Below are 16,907 nucleotides of genomic sequence, written 5' to 3'. Positions count from 1 at the left end.
GGTGAGACATTCCAGTGCTATTTTTCATTTTATTTTTATCAAGAACTCTTATTTCCGTCAAAAAAAGACTTCTGCAAAGGTAATGTCATGAATAACAATAAGAGACCTATCACTGCTTCACTCAGTCGCCGTGAATTTATTCAAACATCTGCCGCAGTCACCGGGGCTGCAGCAATTGCTGGTTCAATCATCCTACCTTTTTCAGTACAAGCCGCGCCAGAGCCGGCAGTATCTGCAACGAAGGAGACCATTAAATACAGTGCCTGCCTGGTAAACTGCGGTAGCCGCTGTCCGCTAAAAGTACATGTCAAAAATGGTGAAATTATTAAAATTGCTAATGAAGCCATTTATGATGATTCCACCTTTGGTGAACATCAAATTCGCCCATGTTTACGAGGCCGTTCAGTCAGATGGAAAACATATAATCCCGATAGAGTAAAATATCCCATGCTACGAGTGGGAAAACGCGGCGAGGGTAAATTCAAGCGTATCAGTTGGGATGAAGCCACCACTATTGTGGCGGATAATCTCAAAAAAACTATTGCGCAATATGGTAATGAAGCCATTTATTATCAATATGGTTCTGGCTCTACCGGCGCTAATTTACAAGGCCGCAATGCCTGTAAAAGAATGCTCAGTTTACTGGGCGGTTTTCTGGATCAGCACGGCACCTATTCCACGGCGCAAATCAACACAGTAATGCCGTATATTTATGGCAGTGCCGATGAAACGCTACTGGATGAAATTAAAAACTCAGATTTAGTGGTCATGTTTGGTCATAATCTGGCTGAAACACGGATGTCCGGTGGCGGGCAATATATTGAAACTGTCCACGCGCTGGGGAAAAGCAAAGCCAAAGTTATTATTATTGACCCACGAATGACCGACAGTGTCACCACCCTCAATGCCGAGTGGATCCCTATATTCCCTGGCACTGATGCTGCACTGGTTGCTGCATTAGGTTATGTACTAATTAAAGAAAACCTGACGGATGAGGATTTTCTGCAAGAATATTGTGTTGGTTGGGATGCCACCACGTTACCCGCCTCGGCCCCTGCCAATGGTTCTTATAAAGATTATATTTTAGGTAATGGTGCCGATGGTGTCGAAAAAACACCCGAATGGGCCAGTCAAATAACCGGCATTGACCCCGTGCGTATCATTCAACTTGCGCGTGAGTTAGGCAATGCCCGCGCCGCCTGGATTTCACAAGGTTGGGGTATTCAGCGCAGTGCCAATGGTGAGCAGGCTGCCCGCTCTATTATGATGCTACCACTCATGACTGGAAATATCGGTCGGGCCGGAACCAATACCGGAGCTTGGGGTGGTAATGTGAAATATCCCGTGCCGGGATTCAGTATCCCCAATCCGGTAAAAACAGCCATCCCTTGCTTTATGTGGACAGATGCTATTTTCCGTGGCACTGAGATGACAGCCCAAAATGCCCATGTGAAGAATAAAGATAAACTTGATACCAATATTAAGTTTATGTGGAACTACGCCAGTAACGTCATTGGCAATCAGCATTCCGACCTGAATAAAACTCACCAGATCTTGCAGGATGAGTCACTGTGCGAGTTTATTTTAGTGTGGGAAAACCACATGACTAACTCGGCCAAGTATGCTGATTTACTCTTACCCGACGTCACGTCGGTTGAATCAAATGACCTGATTGATAACTCTTATGCCAGTGGCGCTTATCACTATGTTACGCGGTTACAAAATGCGATTGAACCCATGTGGGAATGCCGCCCCTCTTATGATGTTTTAGCCGAGATTGCCACTAAGTGTGGTATCGGCGAGGCCTTTACCGAAGGCCATACCCAACAAGAGTGGATTGAAATCAGCTATAACAAAATGCGCGAGAAGAACCCGGCACTGCCGCCTTTCGCACAAACTAACGACCAAGGTATTATCGATCGAATATTTGCCGACAGCAGTCAATATATCGCCTTAAAAGCGTTTCGTGACGACCCGCTTAGTCATCCATTAAAAACACCTTCTGGCAAAATTGAGATCTATTCCGAAGCACTGGCTAAATTGGAAAAAGAGTGGCAACTGGCTCCGGGTGACCGCATTACTGCTGTCGCGGAGTATTGCCCGACATTTGAAGGTGTCAGTGATGTCGACACTCTAAAAACCTACCCACTGCAAATGACTGGTTTTCATATAAAAGGTCACACTCACTCATCCTATTACAACGTAGCGATGTTGCGTGAAGCAGTACCGCATCAGTTCTGGATGAACCCGATTGACGCCAAAGCTCGTGGCTTGCAACAAGGCGATATGGTTGAGATTTTTAATGTTCGGGGCCGCATTCTTATTGCAGTCAAAATCACCGAGCGCGTCTTGCCGGGGGTGATTACGGTGCCGCAAGGGGCATGGCGCAATCTCAACAAGGAAGGTGTTGATGTGGGCGGTTGTATTAATACGTTAACGACACTGCGCCCATCGCCACTGGCGAAAGGCAACCCACAGCATACTAACCTCGTTGAAGTTAAACGCGCATAAGGAGTTGAAAAATGAAGCAATATGGTTTTTTTGTCGACTCCACCAAGTGCACGGGATGTAAAACCTGCCAAATCAGCTGCAAGGATGAGAAGAACTTGGATTTAGGACCAAAACTGCGCCGGGTGTATGAATACGGCGGCGGCAGTTGGGTGCAACAAGGCAATCTATGGGTACAGAATGTATTTAATTACTATCTGTCGATTGCCTGTAATCACTGTTCATCTCCCACTTGTGTCACCGGCTGCCCTACCGGTGCCATGTATAAACGTGAAGAAGACGGTTTGGTGGTGGTCAATCAGGATCTCTGTGTTGGTTGCCGCTACTGTGAGATGCGCTGCCCTTATGGCGCGCCGCAGTTCGATGCCAAAAAGAAACTGATGACCAAATGCGATGGTTGCTATCAACGTGTTGCTGAAGGGCACAAGCCAGTGTGTGTCGAGTCCTGCCCGCAGCGCGCATTAGATTTCGATGAAATTACGCTGTTAAGAGAAAAATACGGTGAAGAAAATGCCATTGCCCCATTGCCGCTCGCGCATCTCACTCAGCCTAATCTGGTGATCAGAGGCCATCGTGATGCCAGACCATCGGGCGATACATCAGGCAGTATTCAGAATCCGGCGGAGGTATAAAATGCATGAATTACCCTTGGTGTTTTTCACCGTTCTAGGGCAGACCGCCGTCGGGTTGTTTGCTTTAGTGTGGTTGAGTCACAAGCTCGGCTTGACCACCGCGCTGCAACTCAAACAAGCCAATATTGTTGGTTTGATTCTGGTGTTAACGGGCTTAGTCATCGGCACTTTGCATGTTGGGCAACCTCTACGGGCAATGAATATGCTGCTCGGTATTGGCCGCTCCCCCATGAGCAATGAAATTCTGCTCAGTAGCCTGTTTGTTGCCATGGCCTGTGGCACGGTTTTTTTCTCGGTGATGGTGAGAAATGCCGTGCTGGCCGCCTTGTGTAATGTGGCTACGGTGATCTTCGGGCTAGCCTTCGCCTGGTCAATTACTCAAGTCTATCAACTGGACACCGTGCTTAACTGGGATACATCCTATACCTCGTTACAGCTGTGGATGACCGTATTGGTTGGCGGCGGCGCTTTCGCCATTCTCACCGGCGCACGTCAACTTGGAGCTTCAGCGCTATTAATCGGCGCTATCATAACGCTAGTGAATAAACCGGGCTATCTGAGTTTCCTTGGCCAAAGCTCAATAGAACTGAGCAGCCAGCAAACGCTATTTTGGGGAGTTCAGATTTTGCTGCTGGCCTTAGGTATCTTTGTCGCTGCCGCCGCATTATTGAAAGACAAAATCCCTCGGGCCACGTTGGCAGTTAGCGCGTCTGCTCTGGTCATTGGTGAATTAGCCGGACGCATTGCTTTCTATAATCTCTGGCAAGTGGCAATGTAATTTAGCCTGTTGATGTTATTAATCGATTAGCCGCAGTGGTTTGCGGCTAATCAAGACTAAATTAATCGGTCCTGAAGAGAGGAAATTTTGACGTTACTAGACACGACCTTGCCGCGAATTCTGGGTGCCTGTTTTTACTACCCGCCACAATCCGCTACGGTACAGCACCTGTGGCCATTACTGCCGCAAATGGCGGATATTTTCCCCTGGTCAAATCCGGCTAAAATTGCAGATTATTGCCAACGACTGCCCGCTATCTCTCCAGAGCAACTGGAATATGATTTTTCGGTGCTGTTTGAGGGACAAGGCGAAATGCCTGCGCCACCGTGGGGATCGGTTTATTTGGATAAAGAAAATATCCTGATGGGGGCCAGCACACTGCAATACCGTGAATTTCTCTCCACTTTAGGGTTGGTAAATCAAAGCACTATCCACGAACCTGAAGACCAATTTGGCTTAATGCTGTTGGCCTGGGTCTGTTTGCTTGAGCAGCAACAGCCTACTGATGAAGCGGCGATAGCACTACTTACCGAGCATTTATTACCTTGGGCCTATCGCTACCTTGAGTTGGTCAAAAATGCACAGGTTGAGTATCCGTTTTATCCACTATTGGCAGAAATTACCGAGTGTTATCTGAAAACACTGCAAGCTGAGTTAGGTTTATTTCCTCAACCTTATGAGCTGTACCGGTGATCAAGAAAAATAGATGAATAGAGACGAGCGCTACTACAAAGCCTATATGGAGAGCCGGGTCATCAGCCGCCGTGGGCTATTTCGTGGCTTATTAAAAGGTGCAGCCGGTGATTCACCACCTACTCCGCGCTCTACTGTTTCTCATCCCATGCTAAAGAATCCCTGTCAGAATACCTATATCTACTGCAATAGCTGCGCCGATTTTTGTGAAAAACAAGCGCTGTTCTGGCAACCCCAGCAGCCCCCCACATTGATTGACGAGCAGTGTGACGGTTGTGGCGAATGTGTCTCCAGATGCCCGGCAATGGCGTTGGAAATGCAGGTAACCTTATAATCCCTCTGACAATCCCCTCCTGATGAATGAATGCACTAAATAGGTAACCCCGACTCGCTGATACCAGTACAATGCCTCTATCTTGAGTACTTTGTTCCCACAGGAGTGACCACTTTGTTCCATTACCCAGCAAGTTATACTTTTGATGAAGCCAGCGGCGAATACCATATCCAGTATCGTGATTTTCCTGAATTGGAGTCAGTGACTTACTCTCTAGAAGATATTGAATTAGAAGCACAAGATGGCATTAAAAATGGTATTGCAGCTGAGATGGAAGAGCGCCGTCCCGTCCCTGCGCCATCAGTTTTACAACCCGGTGATATTGCTGTTCATGTCCCGATTCTGGTGCGTTTGAAAGCAGAGCTACACAATGCCATGTTGGCGACCAATACCCGTAAAGCAGATATGGCCCGCAAGCTTGGTTTGAATGCCGCACAGATGGATCGTTTGCTTGACGTGTATTACGCCTCCAAGGTTGAAGCACTGGAGCAAGCCCTTTATTTACTCGGATTTGAGGCAGATGTGATGGTGAGAAAAATCAGTGAATGATGTTGCGGCTAGAGTCAGCGCTTAAATTTAAGTCAAGAGAGTAACAAATTGTTATTTGGCGATAATTTAAAAAAACGTTAATAGCTTCACACTTCAATACATTGACTAACATTACTTACTGTTTAAATGCAAAATTGTGATCTAATGCATAAAAATACAGTATTGAAAACCACTCTCTATTGGGATTACATTAGCGCCATAAACTCGTAGACAGCGACTGAGCAACTCAGGCTGGCGAGGTGGCTCCAAGGGGGAGTGGTTTAATGAAATATTTCTTTATGGGTATCTCAATTATGTTAGTCGTTTGGGTGGGTACCTTCATGATGATGGTCGAATAACCTGCGCCAAACCCTTTATTGCCAGAGATAATATCCATCAGACATAGCACAAAGGGCGCATTTGCGCCCTTTGTCATTTCTCTCTATGCATCACTTTCCCGGCATCATTCTACGCAACGTATCATCACGGCGAATATAGTGATGATAGAGCGCCGCCAATGCGTGAGCGCCAATCACGAAATAGCCCAAGTTGGCGATTAACTCATGAGTCTGTTTTAGCCAAGCTCGTGCGTCATCATTCGGTGTCACCCATTGCGGAACTTGCCAGCCCAGCAGGAACCAGGTTTTACCGCCATAAGCCTGTGCCAAAACCCCCAGTATCGGTAATGATAAAAACATCAGATACAAACACCAGTGCAAAATATGCGCCCCTAATAACTGCCAATCTGGCAATTTGGGCGTGATTGCCGGTGTGGCGTAGCGATGACGTAGCCAGAGTCGCGCCAGCATCAGTAACCAGACTGAAAGACCAAAATTAAAATGCAGGTTTTTCACCCATGTCCGATCTTCATCAGGCACCGAGTCGCTAAGTAACATTGCCGCATAGGTCAAAATTATCATCAACAACGTCAACCAATGCAGGGTTATCTGGGGTATTGAATAGCGATTTATCATGGCTGCAAGCTCCGCTGCATAGCTAATTGATTAATCTGTTTCTCCCGTGGCTGGTTTCGGTTTGAGTAAACCATCAGCACGGAACATACTTTTAATCCCACGAACAGCCTGGCGGATCCGATCCTGATTTTCAATCAGAGCAAAACGGACATGGGTGTCGCCATAATCCCCGAAACCAACCCCAGGGGAGACACAGACTTTCGCCTCTGAGAGCAATCGCTTAGCAAATTCCAGCGAACCAAGGTGTGCATAAGGTTCAGGAATTTTGGCCCAGACATACATGGATGCTTTCGGGTTTGCCACCATCCAGCCCGCCTCATGGAGCCCACGAACCAAAGCATTGCGGCGCTGCCGATACTGCTCGGCGATATCACGCACGCATTGCTGGTCCCCTTCCAGTGCTGCAATGGCCGCAACCTGCAATGGGGTGAAAGTGCCGTAATCGTGATAACTCTTAATCCGCGCCAATGCATTGACCAATTCTGGATTACCGACCATGAAGCCAATACGCCAGCCGGCCATGTTGTAACTTTTAGATAGGGTGAAAAACTCGACCGCAATATCTTTCGCACCAGGAACTTGCATGATTGATGGGGCTTTCCAGCCATCATAGACAATATCGGCATAGGCCAAATCATGCACCACCAGCACATCATATTGCTTCGCCAGTGCCACAACCCGTTCGAAAAAGTCCAGTTCCACACATTGTGCCGTCGGGTTAGAAGGAAAACCGAGGATCATCATTTTGGGTTTAGGAATGGTTTCTCGAATTGCACGCTCCAACTCACCGAAGAAATCAATTCCCTCGGTTAGCGGCACAGAGCGGACTTGCGCCCCGGCAATCACCGCACCATAAATATGAATAGGATAGCTAGGATTTGGCACCAGCACGGTATCACCGTGGTCCAGTGTTGCCAGCATCAAATGCGCCAGCCCTTCTTTCGAGCCGATAGTGACAATAGCTTCACTTTCAGGGTCAATATCCACCTGATAGCGATCCGCGTACCAGCGCGAAATCGCCCTACGCAGACGCGGTATCCCTCGGGAAGTTGAATAACCGTGGGTGTCTTCCCGTTGCGCGACACTGCACATTTTCTCAACAATATGTGGCGGTGTCGGACCATCCGGATTACCCATACTAAAATCGATAATATCTTCACCACGGCGACGCGCGGCCATTTTTAGCTCAGCGGTGATATTGAAGACATAAGGGGGAAGACGATCAATACGGGTAAAACGACGTTTGGAAGGTTGTTCAGACATAATTTCCTCGAGGATACGTTAGCGCCCGGACCGTCCGAGCGACGCTGACCAACAAATGGTCTATTTATGAACATATCCCAGCGCTGAATAGCTGTCGAGTATCTGATAGCAAATATCTTACTCATTGGAGTTAGTGCTGTGGGTCAAACTCGTCAGCTAATATTCCCAATACCCAGTCATCACACCACTGTCCACCAAGTTGATAGTTATCACGTAATGTCCCCTCCACCTGAAAGCCGCAACGCTCAAGTACACCTCGTGAAGGATAATTTCCTACGGTGACGGTGGCTTTCATTTTATGGAACTGACATTGCTGGAAACCAAATTCCAACACTGCCATCAGCGATTCTTTAGCAAAACCTTTGCCGTGATAAGACGGCAGCAGGGCATAACCCACTTCGGCCTGTTGTAGCGGTAACCATTCCGCTAAAAAACCGGTCAGCCCGATGGCCTCACCGCGCTCTTTTTCACGAATAACCAGACATAGCCAATGATTAGAAGTCTTCTCCCATGGCATCAGGCGTGATTCAAAACGCGCATGAATCTCGGCAATATCCATCGGATCAGAGATATAACGCTGAATTTCCGGGTCTTGGTATAAGCGTAAGAATAGCGGCCAGTCTTGTTCGCTAAGGTTATCCATCGTTAACCGTGGCGTTCTCAAAGAGATGGGAGCACAACTAAACAGGGGAATGACAGGCACTGTTTTTCCTTCCATTTTAATGAGTTAATCATAAAAAAAGATAAGAATTTAAAGAGGAAATTTTGCCAAAACCTCATCCCTTTATTCTTCTCTATTTTACATAAATAATGTTTACTTCAAGATAACAAAAAATAAACAAATGGTCAGCAAAGCGCAAACCATTACCGCGCCCTCAACCTACAGCTATCGGAGAATCAACCTTATGGCTTCATTACAAATAGACGATATTCCCGCAGCAATCAAAGCGGTGAAACAGCAATTACGTCAGGCACTGCCTCACTATCAGCAGGTATTCCAAGCTGTGGAAGAGAATATCCGCCAGCAAGTCACCGAGATCCGTCGTAGTTTGGCTCAAGGTGAGAGTCCAGTTCCACGCATTGATGCTGATGATATTATCAATGGCAAAGTAACTGATGAGCAAAAAGCACAAATTAAACAACGAGGGTGCTGTGCCATTCTCGGTGTATTTCCACAAGAAAAAGCCACGGCGTGGAACCGTGAAATTGGCCACTATCTGGACAGTAACAATTTCGTCGAGCGGTTAAAAAATGCAGCAGAAGATAACTACTTCGGCACTCTGGCTGCCAGCAAACCACAGATTTACGGCATTTACTGGTCAACACCGCAAGTTGAAGCCCGTCAGGATCTGCGCATGCATGCGGTGCAGGTATTCTTAAATAACCTGTGGCAAACCGAGAGCAATGGCAAGCAGCACTTTGATGCTGACCGCGTGGTGACTTATGCTGACCGTACCCGCCGTCGTCCGCCAAAATCGTCATCATTGGGCTTATCACCTCATGTAGATGGTGGGTCAATTGAGCGCTGGCTGGATGAGAATTTCCGCCATGTTTATCGCCACGTATTTTCCGGTGAGTGGCAAAAATATGATCCTTTTGCTGCCGAAGGTCGCCCTGAAGTCCGGGAATTCCCTTCACCAGCAGTCTGTTCCATGTTCCGCACATTCCAGGGCTGGACGGCGCTGACACCACAGCGCACCCACGCCGGGACGCTAAATGTGATTCCAATCGCCAATGCCATGGCCTATATCTTGCTGCGTGCCTTGCAGGATGATGTGGCTGACGATGATCTATGTGGTGCGGCACCGGGCCGCGCGTTATCTGCCTCAGAACAGTGGCATCCTCTTTTAATGGACGCCATTTCCCCTATTCCCGATCTGGAAGCCGGAGATACAGTATTCTGGCATTGTGACGTGATTCATTCAGTGGAAAACGAACATAATGGTGAGTTTGACAGTAATGTGATGTACATCGCCGCGGCACCTTGGTGTGAAAAGAATGCCGCCTACTTGCCGCGCCAACTCGCCAGCTTTATTGACGGTCGATCGCCGCCAGACTTTGCGGCTGATGACTTTGAGGTAGATTTCATCGGCAGAGCCACAACCGAGAATCTAACCGCTATCGGCAAGCAGCAATTAGGCATGACAGAGTAGTTTTCTCCCATCAAATAACCTGTCGGAGCGGATGCCTCCGGCAGGCTTTTTTCTCAATCCTTGAGATAAAATGGCAGTCAGCCGTCATTCTCCTTATAATTAGCCGCTTGTTCGCCCTACGACCCGCTCATTTCTAATCTAAGACCGCCGGTTGTTGCCAAGAGAAAATAGTGTGCACCAGATATTTGAAATGCTACTGGCGGTGTTTGACAGAGCCGCATTGATGTTAATTTGCCTGTTCTTCCTGACCCGCACCCACCTATTTCGCCAGTTGCTGCAAAAAGAGAAACACACGCCATTGGAATTGGCGGCAGTCACTGCGATTTTTTCGTTATTTGCTATTTTTGGCACCTATTCCGGCATTAATGTTGAAGGTTCTCTAGTTAATGTGCGGGTTATTGCCGTCATGTCGGGCGGGATTCTATTTGGCCCTTGGGTCGGGATCATTACTGGGTTGATTGCGGGCTCTCACCGCTATTTAATTGATATTGATGGCATTACCTCTGTTCCCTGTTTAATTACCAGCATTATTGCAGGCTTGATGTCGGGTTATATCAACCTGAAGGTAAAGAAAGAGCGGCAATGGAGCATCGGTATTCTGTCCGGTATGATTTGCGAATCACTGACCATGCTTTTAGTGGTTATTTGGGCTAAACCGACCGAATTGGGTATTGATATTGTCTCTAAAATTGCGATTCCAATGATTTTAGGGGCTGTCTGTATCGGTTTGATTGTGCTGCTGGTGCAGAGTGTTGAGGATGAAAAAGAAGTTATTGCTGCACGACAAGCAAAATTGGCCTTGGATATTGCCAATAAAACCTTGCCCTATTTTCGTCATATCAATGGCGAATCGTTACGCAGCGTATGTGAAATTATTCGTAACGATATCAAGGCCGATGCTGTCGCTATTACCGATACCCAAACTATTTTGGCTTATGTTGGGGTGGGAGTAGAGACCTATAATATCGGCAATGAAATTATCAGTGACATTACCAAAGAGAGTATTCAGCGCGGCAAAATTACCATTCGCAATAATGATGAAGTCCACCGCACACCGCAAATTCATTCCCTTATTATAATTCCTTTATGGGAAAAAGGTGAAGTCACCGGCTCATTGAAAATCTACTATTGCCATGCCCATAAAATCACCTATTCATTAAAAGTGATGGCCGTCGGTTTATCACAGATAATCTCAACTCAGATTGAGGTTTCTCGCATTGAACAACTGCGTGAAATGGCTAATAAAGCGGAAATGCGCGCGCTACAAAGCAAAATAAACCCGCACTTTTTATTTAATGCGCTCAATGCTATTTCCTCGTCGATTCGCATTAATCCAGATACCGCGCGCCAGTTGATCATTAATTTATCTCGTTATCTGCGCTATAACCTTGAGTTAAATGATGAGCAAATTGATATACGCAAAGAACTGCATCAAATTCAAGATTATATCGCCATTGAACAAGCGCGTTTTGGCAGTAAATTAACGGTGATTTATGATATTGATGACGATATTTCACTAAAAATCCCTAGTTTGCTGATCCAGCCATTGGTGGAAAATGCCATCGTGCATGGTATTCAGCCCTACCGTGGTAAAGGTGTGGTGGTCATTGCCGTCAAAGACTGTGGCGAACAGATAAAAATTTCAGTGAAAGATACCGGCAATGGTATTAATCAGGAAACCATTGAGCGCGTGGCAAATAACGAAATGCCGGGCAATAAAATCGGCTTACTGAATGTGCATCATCGGGTGAAATTATTGTATGGCGAGGGTTTACAGATACGCCGTATGGAACCGGGTACCGAGATCTCTTTTTATATCAGCAAAAATGGTGGCAAGGTCCATGCAGAACCCAGTATTTCAGCCGGAGTTTAACCCATGAAAGCAATCATTGTTGAAGATGAGTTTCTGGCTCAGGAAGAGTTAAGTTACCTGATTCGTCAGCACAGCGGCATCACCATTGAAGCCACCTTTGAAGATGGGTTGGATGTGCTTAAATATCTGCAAAATCATCAGGTTGACGCTATCTTTCTTGATATCAATATTCCATCACTTGATGGTGTTTTGCTGGCGCAGAACATCAGCAAGTTTACTCATAAACCTTATATTATCTTTATTACGGCCTACAAAGAGCATGCGGTCGAGGCCTTTGAAATTGAAGCTTTTGATTATATTTTAAAGCCTTACCATGAGTCACGCATTGTGACGATGCTGCAAAAGCTGGAGGCACTGCACAAACGTGACCGCCAAGATAAAGATCAAATCAGCAGCCCTAGCCAGCGTTCTGCTGCTCATACCATCAATCTGATGAAAGATGAGCGCATTATTGTCACTGATATAAATGATATTTATTACGCAGCAGCGCAGGAGAAGGTCACTCTGGTCTATACCCGGCGCGAAGAATTCATTATGCCGATGAATATTACTGAATTTTGTAATCGTCTACCTGACGAGTACTTTTTCCGCTGCCACCGCTCCTATTGCGTGAATCTAGCCAAAATCCGTGAAATTGTGCCCTGGTTTAACAATACTTATATCCTGCGGCTCAGTGAGCTGGACTTTGAAGTCCCCGTCAGCCGCAGCAAGATAAAAGAGTTCAGGCAATTGATGCGCCTTTAAATGCATTTCATTCCAGCCAGAATGCAGCTCATTCCCCTTTCGATCTATAGCGATTAGCCCGCCCGTATACTGGTTTCATTCGGCGGGCTGATAGCACCTCAAGACAAGATATACGGTGCTCCATCAGCGCGTAATTTTTGGCAAACCGACGCTATTGCAACCCATTGCTACATCCGCAATAGCCCTATTCGGGCCGCATGCATTGATGTTTAAGGAGTCCGGCATGAGCAGTAAACCGGTAAATCGTTGGTTAATTGTGGTTGGTACCATCATTGTTCAGATGGGTTTAGGCACTATTTATACTTGGAGTCTATTTAATCAGCCTCTGGGAGAGAAATTCAGTTGGTCACTGGGGGCGGTCGCCACCACCTTCTCAATCACCAGTTTCTCTTTGGCGATTGCCACCCTGTTTGCTGGCCGCCTGCAAGAGCGTATTGGTATCCGTAAACTGACGTTGATTTCCGGTATTATTCTCGGCCTTGGCCTGATTGCCAGCTCTTTTGCCACTTCACTGGGGATGATTTATCTGCTGGCGGGCATTGTGGTCGGTTTTGCTGATGGTACCGCCTACATCACTACCCTATCGAATCTGATTAAATGGTTCCCGGAACGTAAGGGGTTGATTTCAGGAATTTCTGTTGGAGCATTTGGTACTGGTAGCTTGCTATTCAAGTATGTGAATGCCAGCTTGATTGCCCATCAAGGAGTATCACTGGCCTTCTTCTACTGGGGCATCATTGTGATGGTGCTGGTCGGTGCCGGTTCTTTCCTGCTGCGAGAAAAAAGGGTGGCACCACAAACAGTCAATAGTTTGCCCTTGGCGGGTGCTGGACGTGATTTTAGTGTCAAAGAGATGCTGGCCGTCAAAGAATCCTACTTCCTGTTTATCATCTTCTTCACTGCATGTATGAGTGGTTTATATCTGATTGGTATTGTGAAAGATTTAGGTGTACAGCTGGCGGAGATGGACTTAGCGACGGCGGCCAATACCGTGTCGGCCATTGCCATATTTAATACCGCCGGGCGCATTATTCTGGGTGCCTTATCCGATAAAGTGGGCCGTCTGCGGGTCATCAGCTTTACCTTACTGGTCACTACTTTGGCAGTATCGGTTCTGAGTTTTGTTCCGCTAACACATGCTTTGTTCTTCCTGTGTGTTGGGGCGATAGCTTTCTGTTTCGGCGGTAACATCACGGTGTTCCCGGCTATTGTTGGCGACTTCTTCGGCTTGAAAAATCATAGCAAAAACTATGGGGTTATCTATCAGGGCTTTGGTTTGGGGGCACTGGCAGGGTCATTTATCGCAGCGCGTTTAGGCGGTTATCACGCGACCTTTATCGTTATTGCGGTGTTATCAGTGATTTCTCTGTTATTGACTCTCATCATTAAGCCGCCAAAAGGAGCCACTACCGAGGCAGAAACGACATCAACTGCCCCTGCAGGCGTGACGGCCAGCAGCCATGCCTGATAGCTAATTAAATTTAGACACTAAAAAGCAGAACCCAGGTTCTGCTTTTTTATCAATTAATATAAGAACCTATCCCCAAAATCACGGCCAATGAGTGAACTCAAGGGTTAGAGTTCATGCCCTAATTTCTGGCGTAAATAAGCCCCGGCACCCAGCAAGCCGGGCTGCTGATGCGTAATCATATAGACTGGGATATCCTGCAAGAAATCTTTGAAACGCCCTTTATCTTCAAAAGCACCACGGAAACCCGATGCTTTAAAGAACTCCATAAAGCGTGGCACGATGCCACCGGCGATATAAACACCACCAAAAGTACTGAGATTCAATGCCAGATTGCCGCCAAAACGCCCCATAATCACACAAAACAGCGATAAAGCCCGGCGACAATCAGTGCAGCTATCTGCTAAAGCACGCTCAGTCACATCTTTAGGTGCCAGATTCTCTGGCTGACGCCCATCGGAAATCACAATCGCCCGATACAAATTGACTAAACCCGGCCCGGAAAGGACTCGCTCAGCGGAAACATGGCCTAATTCCTGGCGTAATACAGCCAGAATTCGGTCCTCTTCTTCGCTATTGGGGGCGAAATCTACATGGCCACCTTCGCCCGGCAAGCTTATCCAACGCCTGTCGACATTAACTAAATGCGCCACTCCCAACCCGGTACCAGCACCATAGACCGCAACTGGCTTACCCGGCTGTGGTGACTTACCGCCAAATTGCAGCACATCTTGCGCTGAGAGCATCGGGATAGCCATTGATACTGCTGTGAAATCATTGATAACTTCCAGATGACTCAACTGCAAGCTCTGTTGCATTGCTGCAATAGAAAATGCCCAAGTGTGGTTGGTCATCGCCACCCAATCGCCAGTGATGGGGCAAGCAATCGCGATACAGGCATCCGTGACTGTCACCTTATGCTCCAACAAATATTGCTTTATCACATCTTCCAGACTGTCATATTCCAACCCTGAATATGTTTTTGCTTGTGATATCTCGCCCGTCGTCATAGCGCAGAGCGCCAAACGGGCATTAGTGCCGCCAACGTCACCCACCAGGGCATAGCTTGTCATCAGAAACTTCTCCGTTACAGGGATGCTTAACTTCAACTATGCTCACTGTAAAATCAGGTTGGGGAAACAACAATATCAATGCTGTAAACCCTTTCGCTTTGGGATAAAGATCACAAAAAAACGTTTCAGCAAGGGCAAATTAATGCGAACCTCGCCCTTTATCTGCGGCCGGAGTCAATGCGTTTGGCTGACGGGAACGAATAATTCGCATCCGCAAACTATCATAAACCCAGTTGTAACAGACGGTATAAGGTAGGAAGAACAGGAAGAAACCGATCTCCAGCATAAAGGCCTGTAACAACGAAACCCCCAACACAACAGCGGCGATTGGCAGACCAATCAGGATAAATCCGCCTTCAAAACCCAATGCATGAAGTACCCGCACCCACACGGTTTTCGCCACTCGACTGGCTGGCCAGAAGTAGTCAAATAAGCTGTTGTAAATGATATTCCACAGCATCGCGACCGAAGAAAGAATAACTGCCAATGTTCCCATTTGCAGGATTGGCCTCTCCAACAGCCATGCCGCGACAGGCGCTGAAATAGCGACAGCAATCACTTCAAAACCAACAGCATGGATAATCCGCTCAGAAAAAGATCTATGATGAACTTGCATAAAACACCTATTTAATTAACCGATAACATCTCGTTGGTGGTGATTATCATCGTTTTTTAAGATAGATTAAAAATAGAATCCATCGATAAAATAGATAGTTTATGCACTATTCTCCTGAAGCATTGATTGCGTTCGTTGAAGCTGCAGCACTCGGTTCATTCTCTGCCGCAGCCCGCAAGTTACGTAAAAGTCAGTCAACCATCAGCACTGCTATCGCCAATCTAGAGGCTGATTTAGGTTTAACATTGTTTGACCGGCAGGCGCGCCAGCCGGTGTTAACTGACCATGGCCGTCGGGTGCTGTCTCATGTACAGGAAATTTTGGCCGCCAGCGAACGGCTGGACAACCTGTCAATCCGGCTGGCGGGTCAGGTTGAGACTCGGCTGACTTTTGTCCTATCCGATACCTATCAACCCACTCACCATGAGACCCTATTGCGACGTTTTGAACAGCGTTATCCCGATATTGAGTTTGAGTGTTTAATTGCCGAAGATGATGATGTTATTGACCTGCTACAACTGCGGCGAGCCCATATTGGCGTGGTAGAAGTCCAGCAGCACTACCCACCGGATATTGCTGCCAGCCGGTTAGCGGCTCAGACCGAAATGGCTATCTTTGTGCAAGCAGATCATCCACTGGCGCAGTTATCTCAAGTCCGCCCTGAACAGCTGGCCACAACTCGCCAATTACGACTCAATACCTACAACCGCACCGAGCGCAATCAATCACAAGGGCTGATGTGGTCAGCACCCAGCTATTTAATGCTGCTGGAAATGGCAGAGCAAGGTTTTGGCTGGGCCATTCTGCCACGCTGGTTGGTTGAGCAATATAGTCGTAAAAAACTGGTAGCCCTGCCGACAATAGGTTGGCCGAAAATGATCTCAATTGATGCTGTTTGGTCGAAAAAAAGCCCACCGGGCCCGGCAGGCTATTGGTTACTGGATCAATTGACCGGCAAAATCTAGCTTGATGAAATTCTAGTTCAATAAATGATGTCGGCGATAAACAGTGCGCCACTGAGATGGCGCACTTACCAGGCCGGTCAATTTCAGCCGCAGCAATTATCTGGCTTTTTGTGCACATGATGCCTGAGAGCCAACAATATTAGTCATAGGAAGATATTTAGCAAAACTACCGGCGATGCCATAGATTATTGACAGACATTCCCCGTTAGGCGGCTGATATCATCTGATAAGACCAGAAAATAACGTGATCCCACGACCTTACGCCATCGATGAAAACGCATACACTCAAGTGTCGTTTACTTTCA

17 protein-coding genes are annotated in these 16,907 nt (G+C 47.1%); 12 read left to right on the top strand and 5 right to left on the bottom strand.

The window, feature by feature from the left end; genetic code table 11:
- Window positions 1-87: 87 nt before the first annotated feature.
- The 7 genes from DJ58_RS16820 (at window position 88) to ypdK (ending at window position 5,832) form a co-directional block, all read left to right on the top strand.
- Entirely contained in the window at window positions 88-2,511 is a 2,424-nt protein-coding gene (locus DJ58_RS16820; protein WP_004711338.1) for a DmsA/YnfE/YnfF family dimethyl sulfoxide reductase, read from the top strand.
- A gap of 11 nt (window positions 2,512-2,522) precedes the next feature.
- Entirely contained in the window at window positions 2,523-3,140 is a 618-nt protein-coding gene (locus tag DJ58_RS16825) for a DMSO/selenate family reductase complex B subunit (protein WP_004711341.1), read from the top strand.
- A gap of 1 nt (window position 3,141) precedes the next feature.
- Window positions 3,142-3,918, top strand: coding sequence for a dimethyl sulfoxide reductase anchor subunit family protein (locus DJ58_RS16830; RefSeq protein WP_004711343.1), 777 nt, complete (start codon window positions 3,142-3,144; stop codon window positions 3,916-3,918).
- Window positions 3,919-4,005: 87 nt separating this feature from the next.
- Window positions 4,006-4,611, top strand: coding sequence for a TorD/DmsD family molecular chaperone (locus tag DJ58_RS16835; protein WP_032911644.1), 606 nt, complete (start codon window positions 4,006-4,008; stop codon window positions 4,609-4,611).
- 13 nt (window positions 4,612-4,624) lie between these two features.
- Entirely contained in the window at window positions 4,625-4,945 is a 321-nt protein-coding gene (locus DJ58_RS16840) for a 4Fe-4S binding protein (protein ID WP_032911645.1), read from the top strand.
- 114 nt (window positions 4,946-5,059) lie between these two features.
- Window positions 5,060-5,494, top strand: coding sequence for a type II toxin-antitoxin system HicB family antitoxin (locus DJ58_RS16845; protein ID WP_032911646.1), 435 nt, complete (start codon window positions 5,060-5,062; stop codon window positions 5,492-5,494).
- Window positions 5,495-5,757: 263 nt separating this feature from the next.
- The gene (ypdK, locus tag DJ58_RS23335) at window positions 5,758-5,832 is read left to right on the top strand and encodes a membrane protein YpdK (RefSeq protein ID WP_098057507.1); all 75 of its coding nucleotides are present in this window, start codon (window positions 5,758-5,760) and stop codon (window positions 5,830-5,832) included.
- 90 nt (window positions 5,833-5,922) lie between these two features.
- On the opposite strand, the gene DJ58_RS16850 is transcribed toward ypdK, so the two are convergent.
- The 3 genes from DJ58_RS16850 to DJ58_RS16860 all read right to left on the bottom strand — a co-directional run bounded on the left by DJ58_RS16850 (window position 5,923) and on the right by DJ58_RS16860 (window position 8,353).
- Window positions 5,923-6,447 (bottom strand): cytochrome b, encoded by a 525-nt coding sequence (locus tag DJ58_RS16850; RefSeq protein WP_004711351.1) that lies wholly within the window; start codon window positions 6,445-6,447, stop codon window positions 5,923-5,925.
- Window positions 6,448-6,477: 30 nt separating this feature from the next.
- The gene (alaC, locus tag DJ58_RS16855) at window positions 6,478-7,710 is read right to left on the bottom strand and encodes an alanine transaminase (protein ID WP_004711353.1); all 1,233 of its coding nucleotides are present in this window, start codon (window positions 7,708-7,710) and stop codon (window positions 6,478-6,480) included.
- A gap of 130 nt (window positions 7,711-7,840) precedes the next feature.
- The gene (locus DJ58_RS16860) at window positions 7,841-8,353 is read right to left on the bottom strand and encodes a GNAT family N-acetyltransferase (protein WP_004711355.1); all 513 of its coding nucleotides are present in this window, start codon (window positions 8,351-8,353) and stop codon (window positions 7,841-7,843) included.
- Between the two features lie 262 nt (window positions 8,354-8,615).
- On the opposite strand from DJ58_RS16860, the gene DJ58_RS16865 reads away from it, so the two are divergent.
- The 4 genes from DJ58_RS16865 (at window position 8,616) to DJ58_RS16880 (ending at window position 13,948) form a co-directional block, all read left to right on the top strand.
- Complete coding sequence (locus tag DJ58_RS16865) at window positions 8,616-9,863, top strand: DUF1479 domain-containing protein (RefSeq protein ID WP_032911648.1); 1,248 nt, start codon at window positions 8,616-8,618, stop codon at window positions 9,861-9,863.
- Between the two features lie 172 nt (window positions 9,864-10,035).
- On the top strand, window positions 10,036-11,736 hold the full coding sequence (locus DJ58_RS16870; RefSeq protein WP_004711358.1) for a sensor histidine kinase: 1,701 nt from the start codon (window positions 10,036-10,038) through the stop codon (window positions 11,734-11,736).
- A 3-nt stretch (window positions 11,737-11,739) separates the two neighbouring features.
- A complete protein-coding gene (locus DJ58_RS16875; RefSeq protein ID WP_004711360.1) occupies window positions 11,740-12,480 on the top strand; it encodes a LytR/AlgR family response regulator transcription factor in 741 nt (246 codons plus the stop codon).
- A gap of 223 nt (window positions 12,481-12,703) precedes the next feature.
- The gene (locus DJ58_RS16880; protein WP_032911649.1) at window positions 12,704-13,948 is read left to right on the top strand and encodes an L-lactate MFS transporter; all 1,245 of its coding nucleotides are present in this window, start codon (window positions 12,704-12,706) and stop codon (window positions 13,946-13,948) included.
- 107 nt (window positions 13,949-14,055) lie between these two features.
- On the opposite strand, the gene glk is transcribed toward DJ58_RS16880, so the two are convergent.
- Both glk and DJ58_RS16890 read right to left on the bottom strand, forming a co-directional pair.
- Complete coding sequence (glk, locus tag DJ58_RS16885) at window positions 14,056-15,021, bottom strand: glucokinase (protein ID WP_004711364.1); 966 nt, start codon at window positions 15,019-15,021, stop codon at window positions 14,056-14,058.
- Window positions 15,022-15,160: 139 nt separating this feature from the next.
- On the bottom strand, window positions 15,161-15,637 hold the full coding sequence (locus DJ58_RS16890) for a multidrug/biocide efflux PACE transporter (RefSeq protein ID WP_004711366.1): 477 nt from the start codon (window positions 15,635-15,637) through the stop codon (window positions 15,161-15,163).
- Window positions 15,638-15,738: 101 nt separating this feature from the next.
- On the opposite strand from DJ58_RS16890, the gene DJ58_RS16895 reads away from it, so the two are divergent.
- The gene (locus DJ58_RS16895; RefSeq protein ID WP_004711368.1) at window positions 15,739-16,602 is read left to right on the top strand and encodes a LysR family transcriptional regulator; all 864 of its coding nucleotides are present in this window, start codon (window positions 15,739-15,741) and stop codon (window positions 16,600-16,602) included.
- Window positions 16,603-16,907: the final 305 nt, after the last annotated feature.

Source organism: Yersinia frederiksenii ATCC 33641 (assembly GCF_000754805.1).
Lineage (GTDB): Bacteria > Pseudomonadota > Gammaproteobacteria > Enterobacterales > Enterobacteriaceae > Yersinia > Yersinia frederiksenii.
This window is presented reverse-complemented; position numbering and strand designations above follow the sequence as displayed.